This window comes from Streptomyces sp. NPDC006458 (assembly GCF_040612135.1).
Taxonomy (GTDB): domain Bacteria; phylum Actinomycetota; class Actinomycetes; order Streptomycetales; family Streptomycetaceae; genus Streptomyces.
The window spans coordinates 1-20,603 of sequence record NZ_JBEXPR010000026.1; the positions used below are offsets into that span (position 1 = coordinate 1).

Genomic DNA, 20,603 nt, shown 5'->3' on the forward strand with positions numbered 1-20,603 from the left:
CATCGACCGGACCACCTACAAAGCAGCCATCAACATCACCATGCTCACAACCAGCACTTGACGCCCCGGCCCCGCCCTTAACTGAACGGCGTTGCAGCTAGAGCTGGACGACCTCGGTGCCGCGCCGGTCGCCGGTGTTGCGGACGGTCACGGACGAGCCGATCGCGACAGCTCGCAGATGCCGTCCGTGGCGAGATCCGCGCCGCCCGTGAAGTCGCTCCAGTCGAACGTCGCCGACTGCGTCCAGTCGGGTTCGGCCGTCATGTGCGCGAACGCCTCGTACAACGGCACGGTCCCCGACGGCGGTTCGGTGACCTTCGGGTTCAACGGCTCCTGGAACGGCGGCAATCCGATCCCCGTGGTGACGATCGGCTGAACCCGACCCGGGAAAGATGAGATTCTCCCAAGAAAATATGGAGTGCCGTTCCCGCCCGTAATATTTCGGACGTACGTTCCTGTCCGTGACGGGTCACCAGGAGAACGGAACCACCGGGAACGAGGACGAGGGCAGAAGAGCGGGCCGGCGGTCGGCAGTGCTGAAGACCGTCGGCCTCACTCTGGCGGGAGTGCTGGTGCTGGCCGGTGCCACGGCGGGCTGGGCGTACTGGCGGCTGAGCGACAACATCACCGGCGTCGACATCGACCAGGCCCTGGGCGACGACCGCCCGCCCAGACCCATGACGACCCCGTCCGCCTCGCCGTCCGGCCCGCCCGTGCCGAGCGGCGCCCTGAACATCCTGGTCCTCGGCTCGGACACCCGTACGGGTGCGGAGAACCAGCGCCTCGGCGGCGGGGACGGCGGCGGCGGCCGCTCCGACACCGCGATGATCGTCCATGTCGACCCGGGCCGTACGTCGGCCACGGTGGTCAGCATCCCGCGCGACACGCTCGTCGCCCGCCCCTCCTGCCCGCTGCCGTCCGGCGGCGAGACGGCACCCAGGGAGTCGGTGATGTTCAACTCCGCCTACGAGGTGGGCGGCCCGGTGTGCGCGGTGAAGACCGTCGAGCAGCTCACCGAGGTCCGCATGGACCACTACGCCGAGCTCGACTTCGCCGGGTTCGCGGCGCTGGTCGACGCCGTCGGCGGGGTCACCGTCACCACCGACGAGGACATCGACGACGAGGACAGCCATCTGCGGCTGGCGGCGGGCACCCATCTGCTGGACGGCGAGCGGGCCCTCGCCCTGGCCCGCACCCGCCACGGCATCGGCGACGGCAGCGACCTCGGCCGCATAGGCCTCCAGCAGCACCTGGTCACGGCCCTGCTGGAGCGGATCTCCGCGGGCGGCCTGCTCACCGACCCGGCCCGGCTCTACCGGGTCGCCGACACGGTGACCGGCAGCCTGACCACCGACACCGGCCTCGACTCGCTCACCGAGCTGATGGGCCTCGGGCGCAGCCTCGCCGGACTGTCGGCGGACGCGGTCGAGACGGTGACCATGCCGGTGGTCCCGGCGGCCTGGGACCGCAACCGGGTGGTCGCGGACGAGCCGGAGGCGGGGCGGCTGTGGGAGTCGCTGCGCTGAGGCGGAGCGCTGTCACGAGCCCTCTCGACAGGCGCGCGAAAAAAATCCCGGCGACGATGTCGATCCGGCCGTCTCCCGTTCGACGCATGGGTGAGAGCGGGGACAGGCCCCGCCGGAACACGAGGAGTCACCATGCCCCGCTATCTGTCCCTGGTCCGTATCGAGGAGAACACCATCGACATGGCGTCCGCCGACCCCGGCTTCGAGCAGCGCATGGCGGCGCTGTTCGAGGAGATCACCAAGGCCGGCGTCATGCTGGACACCGCCGGGCTCAAGCCGACCGCCGAGTCCACGCGGATCACCTGGTCGGACGGAAAGCTGTCGTACACCGACGGCCCCTTCACCGAGACCAAGGAGGTCGTCGGCGGCTACGCCCTCATGCAGTGCAAGGACATGGCCGAGGCGATCGAATGGGGAAAGCGCTTCCTGGAGGTCCACCCCAAGAAGTGGATGGTGGGCCTGGAGGTCCGCGAGGTCGAGGAGCCGGGCCTCTGAGCGCGCGGCCGCTGTCGGTGCCGTGTGCTGTCATGTGAGGTGTGAGGGCACACAGCACGGACGCGGCCGATCCGGTGGGTTCGGTCGCCCGGACACTCGACACGGTCTTCCGGATGGAGTCCGCGCGGATCATCGCCACGGTCGCGCGGATCGTCCGGGACGTCGGCATCGCCGAGGAGATCGCCCAGGACGCGCTCGTCGCCGCCCTGGAGCAGTGGCCCCGGGAGGGCGTCCCGGACCGGCCGGGCGCCTGGCTGACGGCCACCGCCAAGCACCGCGCGGTCGACCTGGTGCGGCGGCGCGAGACGTACGCCCGCAAGCTGGCGGAGGCCGGCCGCGAGCTGACGGAGGAGTCGCACGACCCCGAGCCCTCGGGCCCCGGGGACATCGACGACGACGTGCTGCGGCTGATCTTCACCGCCTGCCATCCGCTGCTGTCCGCCGAGGCCCGCACGGCGCTGACCCTGCGGCTCGTCGGCGGGCTGCGCACGGACGAGATCGCCCGCGCCTTCCTGGTGCCGGAGCCGACCGTCGCGCAGCGGATCGTGCGGGCCAAGCGGACGCTGGCCAGGGCCGGGGTGCCGTTCGAGGTGCCCTACGGGGAGGACCGGGCGGCCCGGCTGGGCTCGGTCCTGGAGGTCATCTACCTGATCTTCAACGAGGGGTACGCGGCCACCGCGGGCGACGACCTGCTGCGCCCGGCCCTGTGCGAGGACGCGCTGCGGCTCGCCCGGGTGCTGGCCGCGCTGGTGCCCAAGGAGGCCGAGGCACACGGACTGGCCGCCCTGCTGGAGCTCCAGGCCTCGCGCACGGCGGCGCGGACCGGGCCCGGCGGGGAGCCGGTGCTGCTCGCCGACCAGAACCGGCGGCTGTGGAACCGGCTGCTGATCCGGCGCGGTTTCGCCGCTCTGGAGCGGGCCGTCGACCAGGGCGGCACCTTCGGGCCGTACGCCCTCCAGGCCGCCATCGCCGCCTGCCACGCGCGGGCGGCGACGTACGAGGAGACCGACTGGCCGCGGATCGCCGCGTTCTACGGGATGCTCGCCGCCCGCGCCCCCTCGCCGGTGGTCGAGCTGAACCGGGCCGTCGCCGTCTCGATGGCCGAGGGCCCCGCCGAGGCGCTGCGGATCGTCGACGCCCTGGCCGCCGAACCCGCCCTGCGCGACTACCACTTGCTCCCCAGCGTCCGCGGTGACCTGCTCGCCCGTCTGGGCCGGACGGCCGAGGCGCGGGCGGAGTTCGAACGGGCCGCGAGGCTGGCGCGCAACGAACGGGAACGCGAGCTGCTGCTGGGCCGTGCACGGGAGTTGCTCTAGAGCGCCTCGCGGAGCGCTCGACGGGTCATGTTAAGTTCCCCTCCGACCAAATAACTTCATACGTTTTTCATGATGTGGGGGAAAGTGAAGATGCAGACGCATGCGCGTATGCGCGGCGTCGGGGGAACCATCGCGATCGCTCTCAGCTCCGCACTCGCGGTCGGGCTGCTGCCCGCCACCGCGAGCGCGGCCGTCTCCTCGACGGCAACGGACACCCGGGAACTGACCACTTCCGGGAACGCTCCGCTGTCCGAGAAGGAGGCGCGGGAGCAGGCCGTACGCACCGGCCGAAGCGTGGAGGTCACCGCACTGCGCGGTGAGAGCACCGAGGTGTTCGTCACCCCCGAGGGAGATCTGGAGAGACGGGAGCATCTGCGTCCCGTCCGGGCCCGGGTCGACGGCGAGTGGAAGCCGATCGACACGGAGCTGGCGCGGACCGGCCACGGCACGGTCGCGCCGAAGGTGGCCACGATCGGGCTGGAGTTCTCCGGCGGCGGCACCCAGGTGCCGCTGGTCCGGATGGACAAGGCCGGCCGGCGGCTCGCGCTGTCCTGGCCCGGCACCCTGCCCGCGCCCCAGCTGGACGGCGCCACGGCGACGTACCGGAACGTCCTGCCGGACGTCGATCTGCGGATGGGCGCGCAGGAGGACGGGTTCACCCAGCTGCTCGTCGTCAACAGCGCCGAGGCCGCGGCCAGTCCGGCGCTCGCCGAGCTGCGGCTGAAGCTGGCCGCCGACGGCATGGACGTGAAGGAGACCGCGGGCGGTGGCCTGGCCGCGGTCGACAAGGGCGCCGGGAACGCGGTGTTCGAGGCGCCGAAGCCGCTGATGTGGGACTCCAGCGGCGGCACGCCGGCCACCGGCGGGACGGCGGCCACCAAGGCAGCCGCCACCAAGGCAGCCGCCACCAAGTCGGCAGCCGCCACCAAGGCGGCAGCCCCCGGCAAGTCGGCGGCCACCGGTAAGGCGGCCGCCGCGCCGCAGCGCCGTACCGCCGGTCTGTCCGCAGCGGCCGGCGCGCCCGCGACCGGCACCGGCACCGGCCCCGGCGAGACCGCCAAGCTCGCTCCCGTCGACGTGGAACTGCCCGCGGGCGGACGCGAGTTGGTGCTCAGGCCCGACGCCAGAGTGCTGAAGGGCCGGAACACCGAGTACCCGGTGTTCATCGACCCGCAGTGGTACTCGCCGCGCGCGAGCTCGTGGACGATGGCGTCGAAGCACTGGGCGTCCTCCCCGCAGTGGAAGTTCAACGGCAAGCCGGACGCCGGCATGGGCTACTGCAACTGGGACTACTGCGCCCCCTACGACACCAAGCGGCTCTTCTACCAGGTGCCCACCTCCGCCTACGCGGGCCGGACGATCCTGTCCGCCGAGTTCGTGGTCCGCAACACCTGGTCGGCGTCCTGCTCGGACCGCGAGGTGGAGCTGTGGCGGACGAAGGGCATCTCCTCGTCGACCACGTGGAACTCGCAGAACGAGTCCGGGTTCTGGATCAAGCAGCTGCGCTCTTCGTCCTTCGCCTACGGCTTCACCGGCTGTGCCTCCAAGGACGCCGAGTTCGATGTGAAGTCGGCGGTCCAGGAGGCCGCGGACGGCAAATGGTCGTCGATGACCTTCGGCCTGCGCGCCGGCAGCGAGAGCGACCGGTACGGCTGGAAGCGCTTCTCGGACAAGGCGTTCCTGCGGGTGAAGTACAACCGCCCGCCGCCGCAGGTGAAGATGTCGCAGCTCACCATGGAGTACGGCGGCACCTGCAAGCCCCACACGAGCGAGCCCCGGGTGCGCACCCTGGGCAAGATCTACGCCAACGGCATCACCGACCCGGACGGCGACAACATCGCCGTCGAGTTCGAGGCGGCCTGGGACGCCGGTGACGGCAAGGGCTGGACCGCCCGCTGGAAGCCCGCCCGGACGTCGTACAAGAAGTCCGGTTCCGGCTTCTCGATCGCCCTGCCGTCCTCGATCCCGAAGAACAAGCGGGTCAGCTGGTACGTCCGGTCCTACGACGGCGCCCAGCACTCCCCGTGGTCGCACTCCGGCACCGCGGCGGGCTGCTACTTCGTCCACGACACCAGCGTGCCCAAGGCGCCCTCGATCTCCTCGGGCCACTACCCGGCCTCCGACCCGGAGGATCCGGAGGACCCCTGGTACGACGGCGTCGGCCAGTACGGCGGCTTCGCCTTCGACTCGCCCGAGACGGACGTGGTCCGCTACCGCTACGGGTTCAACACCGACCCGTCCGGCTCGACGCAGATCACCACCAGCGGCGGCGCCGGCAAGTCCGTGCAGCTGCTGCCGGCGAGGGCGGGCCTGAACTTCGTCACGGCCCAGGCCTTCGACGCGGCGGGCAACGGCTCCGAGATCCGCACCTACCAGTTCCGGGTCAAGGCCGGTCAGCCCGACCGCGCGGCCTGGCGGCTGGACGAGCCGGCCGGTGCGACCGGGGCCGCCGGTGCGACGGCCCCGCGGACCGTACGCCTGACCGGCGGGGCCACCCTCGGCGCCGAGGGCCGCAAGGGCACCGCGCTGCATGTCGACGGCACGTCCGGGTACGCCGACTCCGACCTCACCGTGGTCGACACCTCGGACAGCTTCTCCGTCGCGGCCTGGGCCCGGCTCGACAAGATGCCCGCGTACGCGGCGATCATCGCCGCCCAGCCGGGCAACCACTCCCCGGGCTTCGAGCTGTACTACTCCCAGTACTACGACCGCTGGGTGTTCAACCAGTACACCGCCGACACGGCCGACGCCTCCATCGCCCGTGCCATGGCGGCCGCGCCCGGTGACGCCAAGGCGGGGGAGTGGACCCACCTCGCGGGTGTCTACGACGGCAAGGCCAAGCAGCTGCGGCTGTACGTCAACGGCAAGCTCTCCGGCTCCACCGCCTACACCACCGCCTGGGAGGCCCGCCGGGGCCTGCGGATCGGCGCCGGCAGCTACAACGGCAAGGCCGGGGCCTTCTTCCCGGGCACCGTCGACGATCTCAGGATCTTCGACCGGGCCCTGAGCGCCACCGAGGCGGCGCGGCTCCAGCAGGACCAGGAGCTCACCGGTGGACGCCCCGCCCGCGCGGTCTTCCCGCTCGACGAGGCCGCCACCGCCACCGAGACCGTCGGCGCGGCCCCCGAGCAGCCGCTGACCCTGAACGGCGGGGCCACGACGGGCGCCGACGGGGTCGCGGGCCGCGCCCTGACCCTGAACGGCGGCACCGGCTACGCGGCCACCGACCGCCCGGTGCTCAACACCGCCGGCTCCTACGCCGTCTCCGCCTGGGCGAAGCTCAACGCGGGGGTGACCGGCAACCGCACGGTGGTGAGCCAGAACGGCACGTACTACAGCCCGTTCTATCTCTCCTACGAGGCCTCGCCGAACACCTGGAGCCTGCGCACCTCCCTGGAGGACGTCCAGGCCGGCAATATCACCGAACAGGTGGTGCGGGGCACCCAGCCCGCGCGGCCCGGTGAGTGGACCCACCTGGTGGCCGTCCACGACGCCACCGCCAAACAGATCCGCCTCTACGTCAACGGGCGGCTCCAGGGCACCGACGCCGCGCCGAAGACCTGGGAGGCCCAGGGGCCCCTGCAGATCGGGCGGGCCATCTGGACCGGCAAGATCGTCGACCACTTCCCCGGAACCATCGACGACGTCCGGCTCTTCGACCGGCCCGTCGCCGACGACGAGGTCCGCCAGATCTTCCAGCAGCGGCCCCTCGTCAGGAGCCGCTGGAACTTCGAGGAGACCACCGGCACCTCCACCGTCACCACGCCCAACGCGGTGACCGGGGGCGGCGCGCTCACGCTGGGCGGCGGAGCGAAGAAGGCGGACACCGCCTTCATCGACTCCGGCAGCCTGGACCTGGACGGCGTCACGGGCCACGCGGCGACCACCGCGGTCCCCGTCGACACCGGCGCCAGCTACACCGTGACCGCCTGGGCGCAGGCCGCTGCCGTGCCCAAGAGCGGGGTCACCCTGCTCAGCGCGGAGGGCTCGGCCCAGAGCGCCTTCGCCGTGCGGTTCGTGCCGGATGCCAAACCCGAGGCCCCCGGCCGCTGGGAGCTGGCGGTGGCCGACCAGGACGGCGCGGACGCGACCGTGGTGCGCGTGGAGAACACCGAGTTCCTCGACGTGCGCGACTGGAACCACCTCGCCGTGGTCTACGACGGCTTCGCCAAGCAGGCGCGGCTGTACGTCAACGGCAACCTCCAGGTGGTCTCCTGCGGCGATGCCGACGGCGACGGCGAGGCCGACCAGAGCGGCTGCGCCGAGCAGGTCTCCTGGGCGGAGAACACGCTGGCCTTCAAGGCGGCCAAGTCCTTCCAGATCGGTCGCGCCAAGTCCGGTACGGGCTACGGCGAGTACTTCCCGGGCCTGGTCGACGACGTGTGGACCTTCCAGGGCGCGCTGACCGACGAACAGGTCGAGAAGCTCGCCACCACCTGGTTCGACCTGCCGACCGAGGTACCGGGCGCCTGACGCCGCCCGCTCTTTCATCTCTTCCTTCACCGGCCCGCCCTGCTCAGGGCGGGCCGGACACCTCCCACGAGGATTGACGATCACTCATGTCTGGAACATCCAGATCGCGACTGCGCACAGCGGTCCGACGACGGGTGGCGCTGACCCTGTCCGCCGTCATGGTGGGCACGGTGCTGCAGACCGCGGCCGCTTCCGCGACCACCCCCGACACTCGGCATGACCTGCCCGGCCTGCCCGCGGCCGAGAAGCCCGTCAAGGGCGACGACACCCTGACGGCGGAGCCCCGCGCTCTCACCAAGGGGCCGAGGACGCCCCAGGGCAGGCCCAGGGCCTCCTGGCCCAAGGAGGGCGCGGCCCTGGTCGACGTGACCGGCCCGCGCACCGGCAGCCGCCTCGCGCGCTCCGCCGCCGGGGCCGCCCCCGCGTCCGTCACCGCCCGCGTCCTGGGCCGCGCCGCGGCCGAGCGCGCCGGGGTCAACGGCGTGCTGTTCACGCTCGACGCGGCCGACGGCAAGGGCCGTACGCCCGCCTCGGTCGGGGCGAAGCTGGACTACTCCTCCTTCGCCGAGGCGTACGGCGGCGGCTTCGGCTCGCGCCTCACCCTGGTCCGGCTCCCCGCCTGCGCCCTCGACAAGGGCGGCAGGGCGGACAAGGCCGGCACGGCCAAGTGCCGTACGGCGACCCCGGTCGAGACGGTCAACGACACCGAGCGGCGCACCCTGACCGCGTCGAAGGTGGCCCTGCGCTCGTCCGGCCCGACGCTGCTCGCGGCCGTCGCCGCGGCCGAGGAGACCGCCGGCAAGGGCGACTACACCGCCTCCCAGCTGTCCCCCTCGGCGACCTGGGACACCGACCTCAACACCGGTGACTTCACCTGGTCGTACGACATCCCCGTGCCGGACGTCCCGGGCGGGCTGACCCCCGACCTCGGGGTGTCGTACCACTCGGGCCGAATCGACGGGCAGACCGGCACCACCAACAACCAGTCCTCCTGGGTCGGTGACGGCTTCGACCTGTGGTCCGGCTTCATCGAGCGGCGCTACAAGCCCTGCCACGACGACGGTGTGAAGAACGCCGACGGCGACAAGCCGGGCGATCTGTGCTGGGGCTACGACAACGCGTTCGTCACCTTCAACGGCAAGGGCGGCGAACTCGTCCCCACCGGCGCGGACGACTTCCGGTTCAAGCAGGACGACGGCAGCCGCATCAAGCGCCTGCGCTCCACCGACCGGGGCAACGGCGACAACGACGGCGAGTACTGGCGTCTGACCGACCCCAACGGCGTGCGCTACTACTTCGGTTACCACCGGCTGCCCGGCTGGGCCGAGGGCAAGGCGACCACCGGCTCCACCTGGACGGTCCCGGTCTACGGCGACGACGCCGACGAGCCCTGCCACAAGGCGGCCTTCGCGGACTCCTGGTGCCAGCAGGCCTGGCGCTGGAACCTCGACTACGTCGAGGACCCGCACGGCAACGCGGTCGCCTACCACTACGACCAGGAGAAGAACTCCTACGGCCGCAACCTCAAGGCCAAGGACGACACCCGCTATGTGCGCGGCGGCTCCCTGGACCGGATCGAGTACGGCCTGAAGTCCTCCGACGTGTACGCCGCCAAGGCGCTCGCCCGGGTCGACTTCACCACCTCCGAGCGCTGTCTGCCGGACTCGAAGACCACCTGCGCCGACATCGGCAAGGACGCCTTCCACTGGTACGACACGCCCTGGGACCTCAACTGCGACGACGGCAAGGACTGCGACCAGGGGCGGCTGTCCCCGGTGTTCTTCACCCGCAAGCGGCTGACCGGCGTCACCACCGAGGTCCTCAAGGGCGACACCCTCACCAAGGTCGACTCCTGGACGCTGGGCCACCGCTGGGGCCAGGCCGACATCGACTACCAGCTGCTGCTGGACTCCATCCAGCACACCGGGCACACCGCGACCCCGGCGATCACCCTGCCGAAGACCACCTTCGGCTACACGCAGCTCGCCAACCGGCTCGACAGGACCGGTGACGGGTTCGCGCCGTTCATCAAGTCCCGGCTGTCCACCGTCGCCGACGAGTACGGCGGCCAGGTCGACATCAACTACTCCGCGCCCGCCTGCGCCTTCGACGCGCTGCCGACCCCGGAGAAGAACGCCACGCGCTGCTATCCGCAGTTCATCGGCGGCGACGCCGACGACGCTCCGGAGCGGCAGTGGTTCAACAAGTACGTCGTCACCTCCACGACCAAGACCGACCGCACCGGCGGCGCGCCGGACTCGGTGACCCAGTACGAGTACCTGGGCGGCGCGGCCTGGCACTTCGACACCGACGACGGCCTGACCAGGCAGAAGCACAAGACGTGGTCGCAGTGGCGCGGCTACGGCCAGGTCCGGGTCAAGTCCGGCGGCCAGGGCGGCGCCATGAAGTCCCAGCAGGACACGTACTTCCTGCGCGGCATGGACGGCGACCGGGAGAACACCTCGGGCGGCACCAAGGACGTGTCCGTCGCGCTCGGCGCCGGTGAGGGCGACCCCCTGACCGACCACGAGTCGGCGGCCGGCTTCGCCTACAGGACCGTCGTGTACTCGGGCGTCGGCGGAAAGGTCCTGTCGAAGACCGTCAGCCGGCCCTGGCACCACGAGACCGCCAAGAAGGTCCGCGACTGGGGCACCGTCACCGCCAACTACTCCGGCACCGCCCGGACCGGGTCCTGGACCTCGCTGGACGGCGGCGCCGGCTCCTCGTGGAAGACGACCGCGACGGAGACGGACCACGACCCCGCGACCGGCCGGGTCACCCAGGTCGACGACCTCGGCGACACCACCACCGCGAGCGACGACCGCTGCACCCGCACCACCTACGCCCCCGGCGACATCCGCACGCTCGTCGCGCGTGAGGAGACCGTCCTCGGCGCCTGCTCGCGCACCCCGGACCGGGCCAAGGACGTCGTCTCCGACGTCCGCACCGCCTACGACGGCGGCGAGTACGGCGCCGAGGCGACCAAGGGCGACGCCACCGCGTCCGCGACGCTCAAGAGCCACGACGGCACCACGGCCACCTACCTGGAGTCCAAGGCCGCCTTCGACTCCTACGGCCGACGGCTGAGCACCACGGACCTGACCGCCGACGTCAAGATCACCGGCACCGGCCAGCCCGTCCGCACGGCCCGCAAGGACGGCCGGACGACCACCACCGCCTACAGCCCCGCGACCGGCTTCCCGGCCAAGCTCACCGAGACGACCCCGCCCGCCACCGCGGGCGTCGCCGCCTCGGCGCAGAGCACGGTCACCGAGTTCGAGCCGCTGCGCGGCCGGCCGGCCGCCCAGGTCGACCCCAACGGCAAGCGCTCCGAGTTCGCGTACGACGCCCTCGGCCGCTCGCACAAGATCTGGCTGCCCGACCGGCGCACCGGCCAGACGCCCAACTACGAGTTCGGCTACTTCGTCGACGAGGGCAAGCCGGTCGCGATCCGCACCCAGACCCTCGACAACAACGGCGGCCAGCGCGCCTCGTACGTCCTCTACGACGGCTTCCTGCGCGAGCGCCAGACGCAGGACCCCGGCCCGAACGGCGGACGCCTCCTCTCGGACGTCTTCTACGACGAGCGGGGCCTCGCCGCGCGGTCGTTCGCGCCCTACTACAACGACCAGGAGGCCCCGAACCGCGGCCTGTTCAAGCCGGCCGACGCCCTCACCGTCGAGACCCAGACCTGGCACACCTACGACGGGCTCGGCCGCGAGACGGAGACCCGGGACGTCGCGGGCAACGGCGACGGCGGCGCGGTCCTCGGCATCACCCGCCGGATCTACGGCGGCGACCGCACCACGGTGATCCCGCCCGAGGGCGGCACCGCCACCACGGCGATCGCCAACGCCCGGGGCCAAGTCACCGAGCTGCGCCAGCACCACACCCGCAGCGCCGAGGCCGCCTACGACACCACCACGTACGGCTACACCACCAGGGGACAGCTGGAGAAGGTCACCGACCCGGCCGGCAACACCTGGAAGTACGGCTACGACGCGCGCGGCCGCGAGACCCGCACGGAGGACCCCGACCGGGGCACCACCATCCGCACCTACGACGACCGCGGTCTGCTCACCACCACCAAGGACTCCCGCGGCACCGTCCTGGCCCACGTCTACGACGGCCTCGACCGCCAGATCGAGCTGCGGGACACCTCCGCCACCGGCGCCCTGCGCGCCAAGTGGACGTACGACACCGTCAGCGGCGCCAAGGGCCTGCTCGCCGAGGCCACGCGCTACGCCGCCGGCGCCGCGTACACCACCAAGGTCACCCAGTACGACCAGCTCTACCGCGCGGTGCGCTCCGCGGTCGTCCTGCCCGAGAAGGAGGGCGCCCTCGCCGGCACCTACCAGACCGGCACCGCGTACGCCCCCTCCGGACTGGTCAAGGGCGTGAGCTGGTCCGCGGCCGGCGCGCTGCCGGGCGGCGGCTACTCGTACACCTACGAGCCGGACACGCTGCGGCCGGTCTCGGTGCTCGGTGACGGCTTCACGGCCGACACCAGCTACTCCAGCACCGGCAAGCCGCTCCAGCACAAGATGAACGGCAACGCGACCGGCGCCAAGCCGGTGCAGGTCACCAACACCTACGAGTGGGGCACCCAGCGCCTCGCGACCTCGCGGGTGGACCGGCAGGACGTGGCGGGTGTCGACCGGTTCAACACCTACCGCTACGACGAGGCGGGCAACATCCTGTCCGTCTCGGACACCTCCCGCTCCGGCACCGACACCCAGTGCTTCCGCCTGGACCACCTCCAGCGCCTGACCGAGGCGTGGACGCAGGGCACCAGGACCTGCGCCGCCGCCCCGTCCGGCTCCGTGCTGGGCGGACCCGCGCCGTACTGGCAGTCCTACGGCTACGACAAGGCCGGCAACCGTCTCACCGAGACCCAGCACGACCTCACCGGCGACAGCGCCAAGGACACCGAGCGGGCCTACGCCTACCCGGCGCCCGGCAGCGCCCACCCGCACGGCCTGGACTCGGTCACCACCCGCCGCCCCGACGGCAGCACCGCGAAGGAGTCCTACGACCACGACGCGACCGGCAACACCACGGCCCGCGGCGGCCAGTCGCTGGAGTGGGACGCCGAGGGCCACCTGGCCAAGGTCACCGAGTCCGGCAAGGTCACCGAGTACCTCTACGGCGCCGACGGCAACCGGCTGATCGGCCGCAGCGGCTCGGAGACCACGCTGTACCTGGGCCACACCGAGCTCACCCTCGCCAAGGGTGCCGACAAGCCGAAGGCGACCCGCTACTTCCCGCTCGGCGGCGGCCACCAGGCCGTCAAGTCCGACGACGGCACGGTCACCTTCACGCTCGCCGACCACCAGGGCACCGGCCAGCTCGCGGTCGACGCCGCCACCCAGCGGCTCACCCAGCGCCGCACGCTGCCCTTCGGCGGCGCCCGCGGCACGGCGGCGGCCTGGCCCGGCGGCAAGGGCTTCGTCGGCGGCACCGACGACAGCGCCGACACCGGCCTGACCCACCTCGGCGCCCGTGAGTACGACCCCTCCACCGGGCGCTTCCTCAGCGTCGACCCGGTCCTGGACCTCACGGACCCGCAGCAGCTCAACGGCTACGCGTACGCCGAGAACTCGCCCGTCACCTTCAGCGACGCCAACGGCCAGTGGAAGTGGCTGGACGACCTCGTCGACGGCGGCAAGAGCGCCACGAAGGGCTTCTGGAACGGCGCGGTCGACGGCTACTACGACCTGGCCGAGAGCGTCTACACGGTCACCGACCGGTTCGGCTGGACCGAGGGCAACGCCCAGAAGATCAAGAACGACCGGGCGGGCCACGGCCTGGTCAGCCTCTACCAGACTGTCCGCGGACCGGACGAGGGCGGCGCCTGGTACAGGATCTCGTACTGGATCGGCAAGTTCCTGGTGCCGTTCATGCCGGGTGCCTCCGGCGCGGGCGGCAGCGCGAAGGTGGCGTCCAAGTCCGGCACCGTGGCGAAGGTCGTCAAGGGCGCGCTCGGGAGGCTGTTCTCGGGCGCGGCGAAGAAGGCGGAGCAGCCGAAGGCGGCGCCGCGGATCATTCCCCGGCCCGACGTCAGCACCCGCGGCATCGGCGGCAAGGGCCCGCCCGCCCTGGAGATCCAGAAGGCTCCCTCGGGCTGGACCCACGCGGGCCAGATGGAGAAGGCCTCGTCCCAGGTCGCGGACTACGCTCTCAAGAACTTCTCGAAGCGTAAGAAGGACAAGACCTATGTGGGCGGCTACAACGTCGAGACGGGCGACATCGCCCTCGCCCAGTCCGGCGGCTGCAAGCCCGGCGCCAGCTACTGCGCCGAGGGCAATGTCGTACGGGCCCTGGGCGGCGACCCCGCGAAGGTGCGGTTCACCATCGCCTACACGGTGAAGATCGAGGAAGGCGGCCACACCGTCGCCGTCATGAAGCCGGTCTGCACGGAATGCCAGCTGGACTATCCGTCGCCGTTCCAGTTCCAGTCGGGTGCCGTGCCGCAGGAAGGCGGCATCTGGGAGAAGCAGCACTACTGAGGGGAGTGAGTCATGAACGCCATGGAGCTGGAGCTCAGCCTGTACGACTGGTCCGCGCTGCCCTGCCGTAGGTGCGGCTCCGCGGATCACGTCCCCGGCGAACTGCTGCGGATGGCCCGCGCGCAGACCCGGGAGGAGGCCGAGCCGAGGGACATCGAGTCCCACGTGCTGCAGGAGAGCTGGGCGACCCCGACCGTCGTCCCCGTCGCCCGGGTGCTGATGGCCGCCCTCGCCGACCGGAGCATCTCGCCCGAGGCACGGAACCGGTTCCTGGACCTGCTCTGGTCGTTCGTCATCGTGGACGACGACGACCTCGCCGAGGCGTGCAAGGACGCGGTCCGGGCCGGAACCTGGTCGCTGTACCAGGAGATCCTGTCCGGCGAGTCCATGGGCAGCGCTCTCCTCGCCTACTGGCTCGTGAAGGAGGTGGAGACCGCTCCGGCACGGGTGGAGCGGCTCCTGCAGGTCGCGCGGCATCTGCTGCCGGAGGACCTGCACGACGAGGACTGACCGGCCGGCAGCGGCAGGCAACGGGCAGGACACCCGCCGACAAGGCGGTGTCCTGCCCGTTCGTGTCTCACCCGGCCGGGTGACCGACCAGCATCGTCGGCGCGCCAGCCACCCGCGTGAGGAACACCGTCGCCGCGTTCGGCCCCTGCGGCTTGACCTTCTTGCGCAGCTCCTCCGGCTCGACGGCCGAGCCGCGCTTCTTCACGGTGAGGCTGCCGACCGCGCGCTCCCGCAGCAGCGCCCTGAGCTTCTTGACGTTGAAGGGCAGCTGGTCGGTGATCTCGTAGGCGGTGGCGTACGGGGTGGGGCGCAGCGTGTCGGAGGTGACGTAGGCGATGGTCTCGTCGATGAGACCGCCGTCCAGTTGCCGGGCCGCCTCGGCGACCAGGTGCGCGCGGATGACGGCGCCGTCGGGCTCGTAGAGGTAGCGGCCGAGAGGGCGGACCGGGGGGTTGGGCAGGCCGGTGCCGAGGAGGGTGCGCGGGCCGGGGAGCAGGGTCGCGCGCACGGCGCCCGGCTCCGTGCCGAACCACAGCACGGCCTCCTTCACGTCGCCGCCGTCCGAGATCCACTCGGCCTCGGCCTCGGCGGGGATCGCCTCGTGCGGCACGCCCGGGGCGATCTTCAGCGCCGCGTGCCGTGCCGTGGCCGCCGCCCCCACGGCCCAGGACAGCGGCGGTGAGTAGGACTCCGGGTCGAAGATGCGCCCGCCCGCCGACCGGCCGCCACCCCTCACCGACGCGCCGCGCGCGGCCCCTCCCGGTCTGCCGCCGCGCCGGGCGGGGTCCACGAACACGGCGTCGTACCCGGAGGTGTCGATCTCCGTGACGTCGGCCTCGCGCACCTCGATCAGGTCCGCGAGCCCGAGCGCCTCGGCGTTGGCGAGGGTCACCCGCGCGGTGAGCGGGTCGTGGTCGACCGCGAGGACGCGGATGCCCGCGCGGGCCAGCGCGATGGCGTCCCCGCCGATCCCGCAGCACAGGTCGGCGACGGAGGTGACGCCGAGCTCCTCGAACCGCCGCGCGCGATACGCGGCCACGCTCGCCCGGGTCGACTGCTCGACGCCGTTGGGCGTGAAGAACATCCGCGCGGCGTCCTCCGCCGCGAACTTCGCCGCCGCCCGTTGGCGCAGCCGCGCCTGCCCCAGCGCGGCGGAGACCAGCTCCGCCGGGTGCTCACGGCGCAGCCGCGTGGCCACGGCCAGCTCCTGCGCGGGATCGGTGTCGCGCACCTCGTCGAGGAGGGCACGGCCTTCGGGCGTCAGCAGGGCGTCGAGCTCGTTCACCGGCTCATTGTGGGCCAGTCGGAGGACGGTGCGCCCGCGGTGGCGGTGTCGGCGGGGGCCGGGGGTGGGGTGCTGCGAGGATCCGGCTACATGCGAGCAGTAGGACAAAATGACAAAAATACTTCCTTTGGTGTCGGTGTCGGTGTCGGTGTCGGTGTCGGTGGGGCTGGGGCTGGGGCTGGTGGGGGTGGGGCTGGTGGGGCCGGGGGCCCGTCCGGTCGCCGGGGGCGTTCGCCGGGACGGAGGCGGGGGCGTCGCGTGCCGCGCGTCCGTGCCGCGCTCGCCGTGCTCGCAGCCTCCGCCCTAGCCGCCGGGTGCGCCGGGGGCGCCCGTCCCGAGGTCCTTACGGCCCGCCCCGCGCCCGGGCAGCAGCCGCACCTGAAGGCGCCCCACGCCCGCGCCCTGGACTCCTACGCCGACCGGCTGCGGGCCGACTACACCGCCCGCGCGGCCGCCGCCAGACGCTGGGGGCTGGCCGAGACGCCGCTCCGGCCCCCGCCCCCGCCCGCGAGGAAGCCGGCCATCGGCACCCGCGAGGGCTTCGAGGTCGACGGCCACGAGGAACTGGGCCTGCCGCCGGTCTTCACCACGGTCCCCACCAAGGAGAAGGTCGTCTTCCTCACCATCGACGACGGCGCCGAGAAGGACCCGGCGTTCCTGCGGATGATGAGCGAGCTGAAGATCCCGTACACCGCCTTCCTCAGCGACTACCTGGTCAAGGAGGACTACGGGTACTTCGGGCGGATGCAGGACCGGGGAGTGACCCTCAACAACCACACCCTCCACCACCCGTTCATGCCCGCCCTGTCCTACGAACGCCAGAAGCGCGAGATCTGCGGCATGCAGGACGTCATCGAGAAGCGCTACGGCAAGCGCCCCGTCGTCTTCCGGCCGCCCTTCGGCGGCTACGACCGCGACACGCTGCGCGCCGCGAAGGCCTGCGGCGTGAAGTACGCCCCGCTCTGGAACCAGGAGGTCTTCGTCGACCGCTGGGAGTACCGCGAGTGGGACCGCGGCCTGCACCCCGGTGACATCGTCCTCAGCCACTTCCGCGGCAAGGCCCAGTGGAAGGGCAGCATGCCCGACATGATCCGCCGGTTCCTGCGCAAGGTGACCGACGAGGGGTACGCGGTCGCACGGCTGGAGGACTACCTGTGAGGGTGCGGGACCTGATCGCGGCCACGCTCGCCCTGACCGTCCCGCTCACCGGCTGCGCCCGCTCCGTCGACCCGGTGGAACGGCTGGGCGGGAAGGCGGCCGAGCGGGTCCGCGCCACCGGCGCCACGCAGGCCTCCGCGCCCCCGCACGCCACCGGCGGCGACTCGCGCGCGCCGCAGCCGCCGTACCGCCGCTGGGGCCTCACCGCGCCCCTTCCCGCCGCCCCGGACCCCGCGCGCCGGCCGCGTCCGGCCGCGCCCGGCGCGCTGCCGCCCGTCGTCGACCGGGTGCCCACCCGCGACCGGGTCGTCTTCCTGACCTACGACGACGGGGCGGAGCGCGACCCCCTGTTCGTCGACCTGGTCCGCGAACTGCGGCTCCCGGTGAGCCTGTTCCTCACCGACAGCGTCGTGGGACCGGGCTACGCGCACTTCGCGCGGCTGCGCGCGGTCGGGGCGGGCGTGCAGAACCACACGCTCGACCACACGTATCTGCGCGGACTGCCGTACGCCGGACAGCGCGCGGCGATCTGCGGTCAGCAGGACAAGCTCCGGGCCCGCTTCGGTCTGCGCCCGCGCCTCTTCCGGCCGCCGCACGGCGCCTACGACACCACCACGCTGCGGGCCGCCGCCGACTGCGGCATCGCGGCGGTCGTCCGCTGGAGCGCGACCGTCACCGATACCCGGGCTCCTCTACGGCTCGCGCCCGGCATGATCGTCTCGCTGCCCTCCCGCGACCCCACCGACCCGCCCCTGCGCGACCGTACGGCCGCCGTGCTGCGGGAGATCCAGCGGCGGGGACTGACGGTGGGCAGGCTGGAGAACTACCTGTAGGAAGGTCGGACACGGGCGCCGCGCCGGACGTCAATTGGCACTCCGCTTGACCGAGTGCTAACCCCGGTCATAGTCTCGGGTCTGGCACTCCCCACTGGAGAGTGCCAAACACGCGACGGGCAGGTCCGGCACCCGCGACGACGGATCCACCTGGTCGCCACCTCAGACAGTTAACCCCGTGAGATCTCCGAAGGGGGAGGTCGGATCGTGACGACCACCAGCTCCAAGGTTGCCATCAAGCCGCTCGAGGACCGCATCGTGGTCCAGCCGCTCGACGCCGAGCAGACCACGGCCTCCGGCCTGGTCATCCCGGACACCGCGAAGGAGAAGCCCCAGGAGGGCGTCGTCCTCGCCGTGGGCCCGGGCCGCTTCGAGGACGGCAACCGTCTGCCGCTCGACGTCCAGGTCGGCGACGTGGTCCTCTACAGCAAGTACGGCGGCACCGAGGTGAAGTACAACAACGAGGAGTACCTCGTTCTCTCGGCTCGCGACGTTCTCGCGATCATCGAGAAGTAAGCACCTCGCTGCACCCGAAACACCCTGCTGTTTGCTTGTTCTGCGCCCCTGGCCCCCGCGACCCATAGAAGCCGGGCGCCCGGGGCGCAGTTTCTTTACCCCAGACTTTCCGAGAGGGCTACCGCTGCCATGGCGAAGATCCTGAAGTTCGACGAGGACGCCCGTCGCGCCCTTGAGCGTGGCGTCAACAAGCTTGCGGACACGGTCAAGGTGACGATCGGCCCCAGGGGCCGCAACGTCGTGATCGACAAGAAGTTCGGCGCCCCCACCATCACCAACGACGGTGTGACCATCGCCCGCGAGGTCGAGGTCGAGGACCCGTTCGAGAACCTCGGCGCCCAGCTGGTGAAGGAGGTGGCGACCAAGACCAACGACATCGCGGGTGACGGTACGACCACCGCCACCGTGCTGGCCCAGGCGCTCGTCCGCGAGGGCCTGAAGAACGTCGCCGCCGGCGCCTCTCCGGCCGCCCTGAAGAAGGGCATCGACGCGGCCGTCGCCGCGGTCTCCGAGGATCTGCTCGCGACCGCCCGGCCGATCGAGGAGAAGTCCGACATCGCCGCCGTCGCCGCGCTGTCCGCCCAGGACCAGCAGGTCGGCGAGCTCATCGCCGAGGCGATGGACAAGGTCGGCAAGGACGGTGTCATCACCGTCGAGGAGTCCAACACTTTCGGTCTGGAGCTGGACTTCACCGAGGGCATGGCCTTCGACAAGGGCTACCTGTCGCCGTACTTCGTGACGGACCAGGAGCGCATGGAGGCCGTCCTGGAGGACCCCTACATCCTCATCAACCAGGGCAAGATCTCCTCGATCCAGGACCTGCTGCCGCTGCTGGAGAAGGTCATCCAGTCCGGTGGCTCCAAGCCGCTGCTGATCATCGCCGAGGACGTCGAGGGCGAGGCCCTGTCCACCCTCGTCGTGAACAAGATCCGCGGCACCTTCAACGCGGTCGCGGTCAAGGCCCCCGGCTTCGGTGACCGCCGCAAGGCGATGCTCCAGGACATGGCGGTCCTCACGGGCGCCACGGTCATCTCCGAGGAGGTCGGTCTCAAGCTCGACCAGGCCGGTCTGGACGTGCTGGGCAGCGCCCGCCGCGTGACCGTCACCAAGGACGACACCACCCTGGTCGACGGTGGCGGCAACTCCGAGGACGTCGTCGGCCGCGTCAACCAGATCAAGGCCGAGATCGAGAACACCGACTCCGACTGGGACCGCGAGAAGCTCCAGGAGCGCCTCGCGAAGCTGGCCGGCGGCGTGTGCGTGATCAAGGTCGGCGCCGCCACCGAGGTGGAGCTGAAGGAGAAGAAGCACCGTCTGGAGGACGCCATCTCCGCGACCCGCGCCGCGGTCGAGGAGGGCATCGTCTCCGGTGGTGGCTCCGCGCTCGTCCACGCCGTGAAGGTCCTGGAGGGCAACCTCGGCAAGACCGGCGACGAGGCCACCGGTGTCTCCGTCGTCCGCCGCGCCGCCGTCGAGCCGCTGCGCTGGATCGCCGAGAACGCCGGCCTGGAGGGCTACGTCATCGTCTCCAAGGTCGCCGACCTGGAGAAGGGCAACGGCTACAACGCCGCCACCGGCGAGTACGGCGACCTGGTCAAGCAGGGCGTCATCGACCCGGTCAAGGTCACCCGCTCCGCCCTGGAGAACGCCGCCTCCATCGCCTCCCTGCTTCTGACGACCGAGACCCTGGTCGTCGAGAAGAAGGAAGAGGAGCCGGCCGACGCAGGCCACGGCCACGGCCACTCGCACTGACCCACCACGCACCACCAGAAGGCCCGGCACCCGGTTGGGGGCGCCGGGCCTTCCGGCTGCTCGGGTCCCGCCGTCAGCCGTCGTGCCCTTTCCTCGTCCGCGAGCCGCGCGGCCGGGGTGGCCTGAGCGAGCCGTTCGGGCAGGGCTTCCGCGAACCTCAGGCCGCGTACGGCGCGGGCCTCCACCTCTGGCAGCGTCAGGCCTTCTCCCGAGGGATATGGGGCCGTGGA

Annotated in this window: 11 protein-coding genes and 1 pseudogene; 11 read left to right on the plus strand and 1 reads right to left on the minus strand. The window is 71.7% G+C overall.

The window, feature by feature from the left end; all coding sequences use genetic code 11:
- Window positions 1-220 precede the first annotated feature (220 nt).
- The 7 genes and pseudogenes from ABZZ79_RS29740 to ABZZ79_RS29770 all read left to right on the plus strand — a co-directional run.
- Window positions 221-376 (plus strand): annotated as a pseudogene (locus ABZZ79_RS29740) (cellulose binding domain-containing protein); the annotation flags it as partial.
- An 85-nt stretch (window positions 377-461) separates the two neighbouring features.
- Window positions 462-1,526 carry an LCP family protein gene (locus ABZZ79_RS29745; RefSeq protein WP_356693913.1) on the plus strand — a complete coding sequence of 355 codons (1,065 nt, stop codon included), beginning with the start codon at window positions 462-464 and terminating at the stop codon, window positions 1,524-1,526.
- A 132-nt stretch (window positions 1,527-1,658) separates the two neighbouring features.
- The gene (locus ABZZ79_RS29750; RefSeq protein WP_356693915.1) at window positions 1,659-2,021 is read left to right on the plus strand and encodes a YciI family protein; all 363 of its coding nucleotides are present in this window, start codon (window positions 1,659-1,661) and stop codon (window positions 2,019-2,021) included.
- A 113-nt stretch (window positions 2,022-2,134) separates the two neighbouring features.
- On the plus strand, window positions 2,135-3,337 hold the full coding sequence (locus ABZZ79_RS29755; protein WP_356694095.1) for an RNA polymerase sigma factor: 1,203 nt from the start codon (window positions 2,135-2,137) through the stop codon (window positions 3,335-3,337).
- 90 nt (window positions 3,338-3,427) lie between these two features.
- The gene (locus ABZZ79_RS29760; protein WP_356693917.1) at window positions 3,428-7,810 is read left to right on the plus strand and encodes a LamG-like jellyroll fold domain-containing protein; all 4,383 of its coding nucleotides are present in this window, start codon (window positions 3,428-3,430) and stop codon (window positions 7,808-7,810) included.
- 86 nt (window positions 7,811-7,896) lie between these two features.
- Window positions 7,897-14,319 (plus strand): RHS repeat-associated core domain-containing protein, encoded by a 6,423-nt coding sequence (locus ABZZ79_RS29765; protein WP_356693919.1) that lies wholly within the window; start codon window positions 7,897-7,899, stop codon window positions 14,317-14,319.
- 12 nt (window positions 14,320-14,331) lie between these two features.
- Window positions 14,332-14,829 (plus strand): hypothetical protein, encoded by a 498-nt coding sequence (locus tag ABZZ79_RS29770; RefSeq protein WP_356693921.1) that lies wholly within the window; start codon window positions 14,332-14,334, stop codon window positions 14,827-14,829.
- Between the two features lie 67 nt (window positions 14,830-14,896).
- On the opposite strand, the gene ABZZ79_RS29775 is transcribed toward ABZZ79_RS29770, so the two are convergent.
- Complete coding sequence (locus ABZZ79_RS29775; RefSeq protein WP_356693923.1) at window positions 14,897-16,114, minus strand: SAM-dependent methyltransferase; 1,218 nt, start codon at window positions 16,112-16,114, stop codon at window positions 14,897-14,899.
- 258 nt (window positions 16,115-16,372) lie between these two features.
- On the opposite strand from ABZZ79_RS29775, the gene ABZZ79_RS29780 reads away from it, so the two are divergent.
- The 4 genes from ABZZ79_RS29780 to groL all read left to right on the plus strand — a co-directional run bounded on the left by ABZZ79_RS29780 (window position 16,373) and on the right by groL (window position 20,373).
- Window positions 16,373-17,272: a polysaccharide deacetylase family protein gene (locus ABZZ79_RS29780; RefSeq protein WP_356693925.1), complete on the plus strand. Its 900-nt coding sequence runs from the start codon at window positions 16,373-16,375 to the stop codon at window positions 17,270-17,272.
- Window positions 17,269-18,105 carry a polysaccharide deacetylase family protein gene (locus tag ABZZ79_RS29785; RefSeq protein ID WP_356693927.1) on the plus strand — a complete coding sequence of 279 codons (837 nt, stop codon included), beginning with the start codon at window positions 17,269-17,271 and terminating at the stop codon, window positions 18,103-18,105. The genes ABZZ79_RS29780 and ABZZ79_RS29785 overlap by 4 nt, the downstream gene beginning before the upstream one ends.
- A gap of 207 nt (window positions 18,106-18,312) precedes the next feature.
- On the plus strand, window positions 18,313-18,621 hold the full coding sequence (groES, locus tag ABZZ79_RS29790) for a co-chaperone GroES (RefSeq protein WP_356693929.1): 309 nt from the start codon (window positions 18,313-18,315) through the stop codon (window positions 18,619-18,621).
- 129 nt (window positions 18,622-18,750) lie between these two features.
- Window positions 18,751-20,373, plus strand: a complete 1,623-nt coding sequence (gene groL / locus ABZZ79_RS29795) for a chaperonin GroEL (protein ID WP_356693931.1) — start codon at window positions 18,751-18,753, stop codon at window positions 20,371-20,373.
- Window positions 20,374-20,603: the final 230 nt, after the last annotated feature.

Excerpts from the sequence above, each read along its gene's own strand:
- ABZZ79_RS29750 (WP_356693915.1), top strand. The coding sequence starts at position 1,659 with ATGCCCCGCTATCTGTCCCTGGTCCGTATCGAGGAGAACACCATCGAC.
- ABZZ79_RS29755 (WP_356694095.1), top strand. The coding sequence starts at position 2,135 with ATGGAGTCCGCGCGGATCATCGCCACGGTCGCGCGGATCGTCCGGGAC.
- ABZZ79_RS29760 (WP_356693917.1), top strand. The coding sequence starts at position 3,428 with ATGCAGACGCATGCGCGTATGCGCGGCGTCGGGGGAACCATCGCGATC.
- ABZZ79_RS29765 (WP_356693919.1), top strand. The coding sequence starts at position 7,897 with ATGTCTGGAACATCCAGATCGCGACTGCGCACAGCGGTCCGACGACGG.
- ABZZ79_RS29770 (WP_356693921.1), top strand. The coding sequence starts at position 14,332 with ATGAACGCCATGGAGCTGGAGCTCAGCCTGTACGACTGGTCCGCGCTG.
- groL (WP_356693931.1), top strand. The coding sequence starts at position 18,751 with ATGGCGAAGATCCTGAAGTTCGACGAGGACGCCCGTCGCGCCCTTGAG.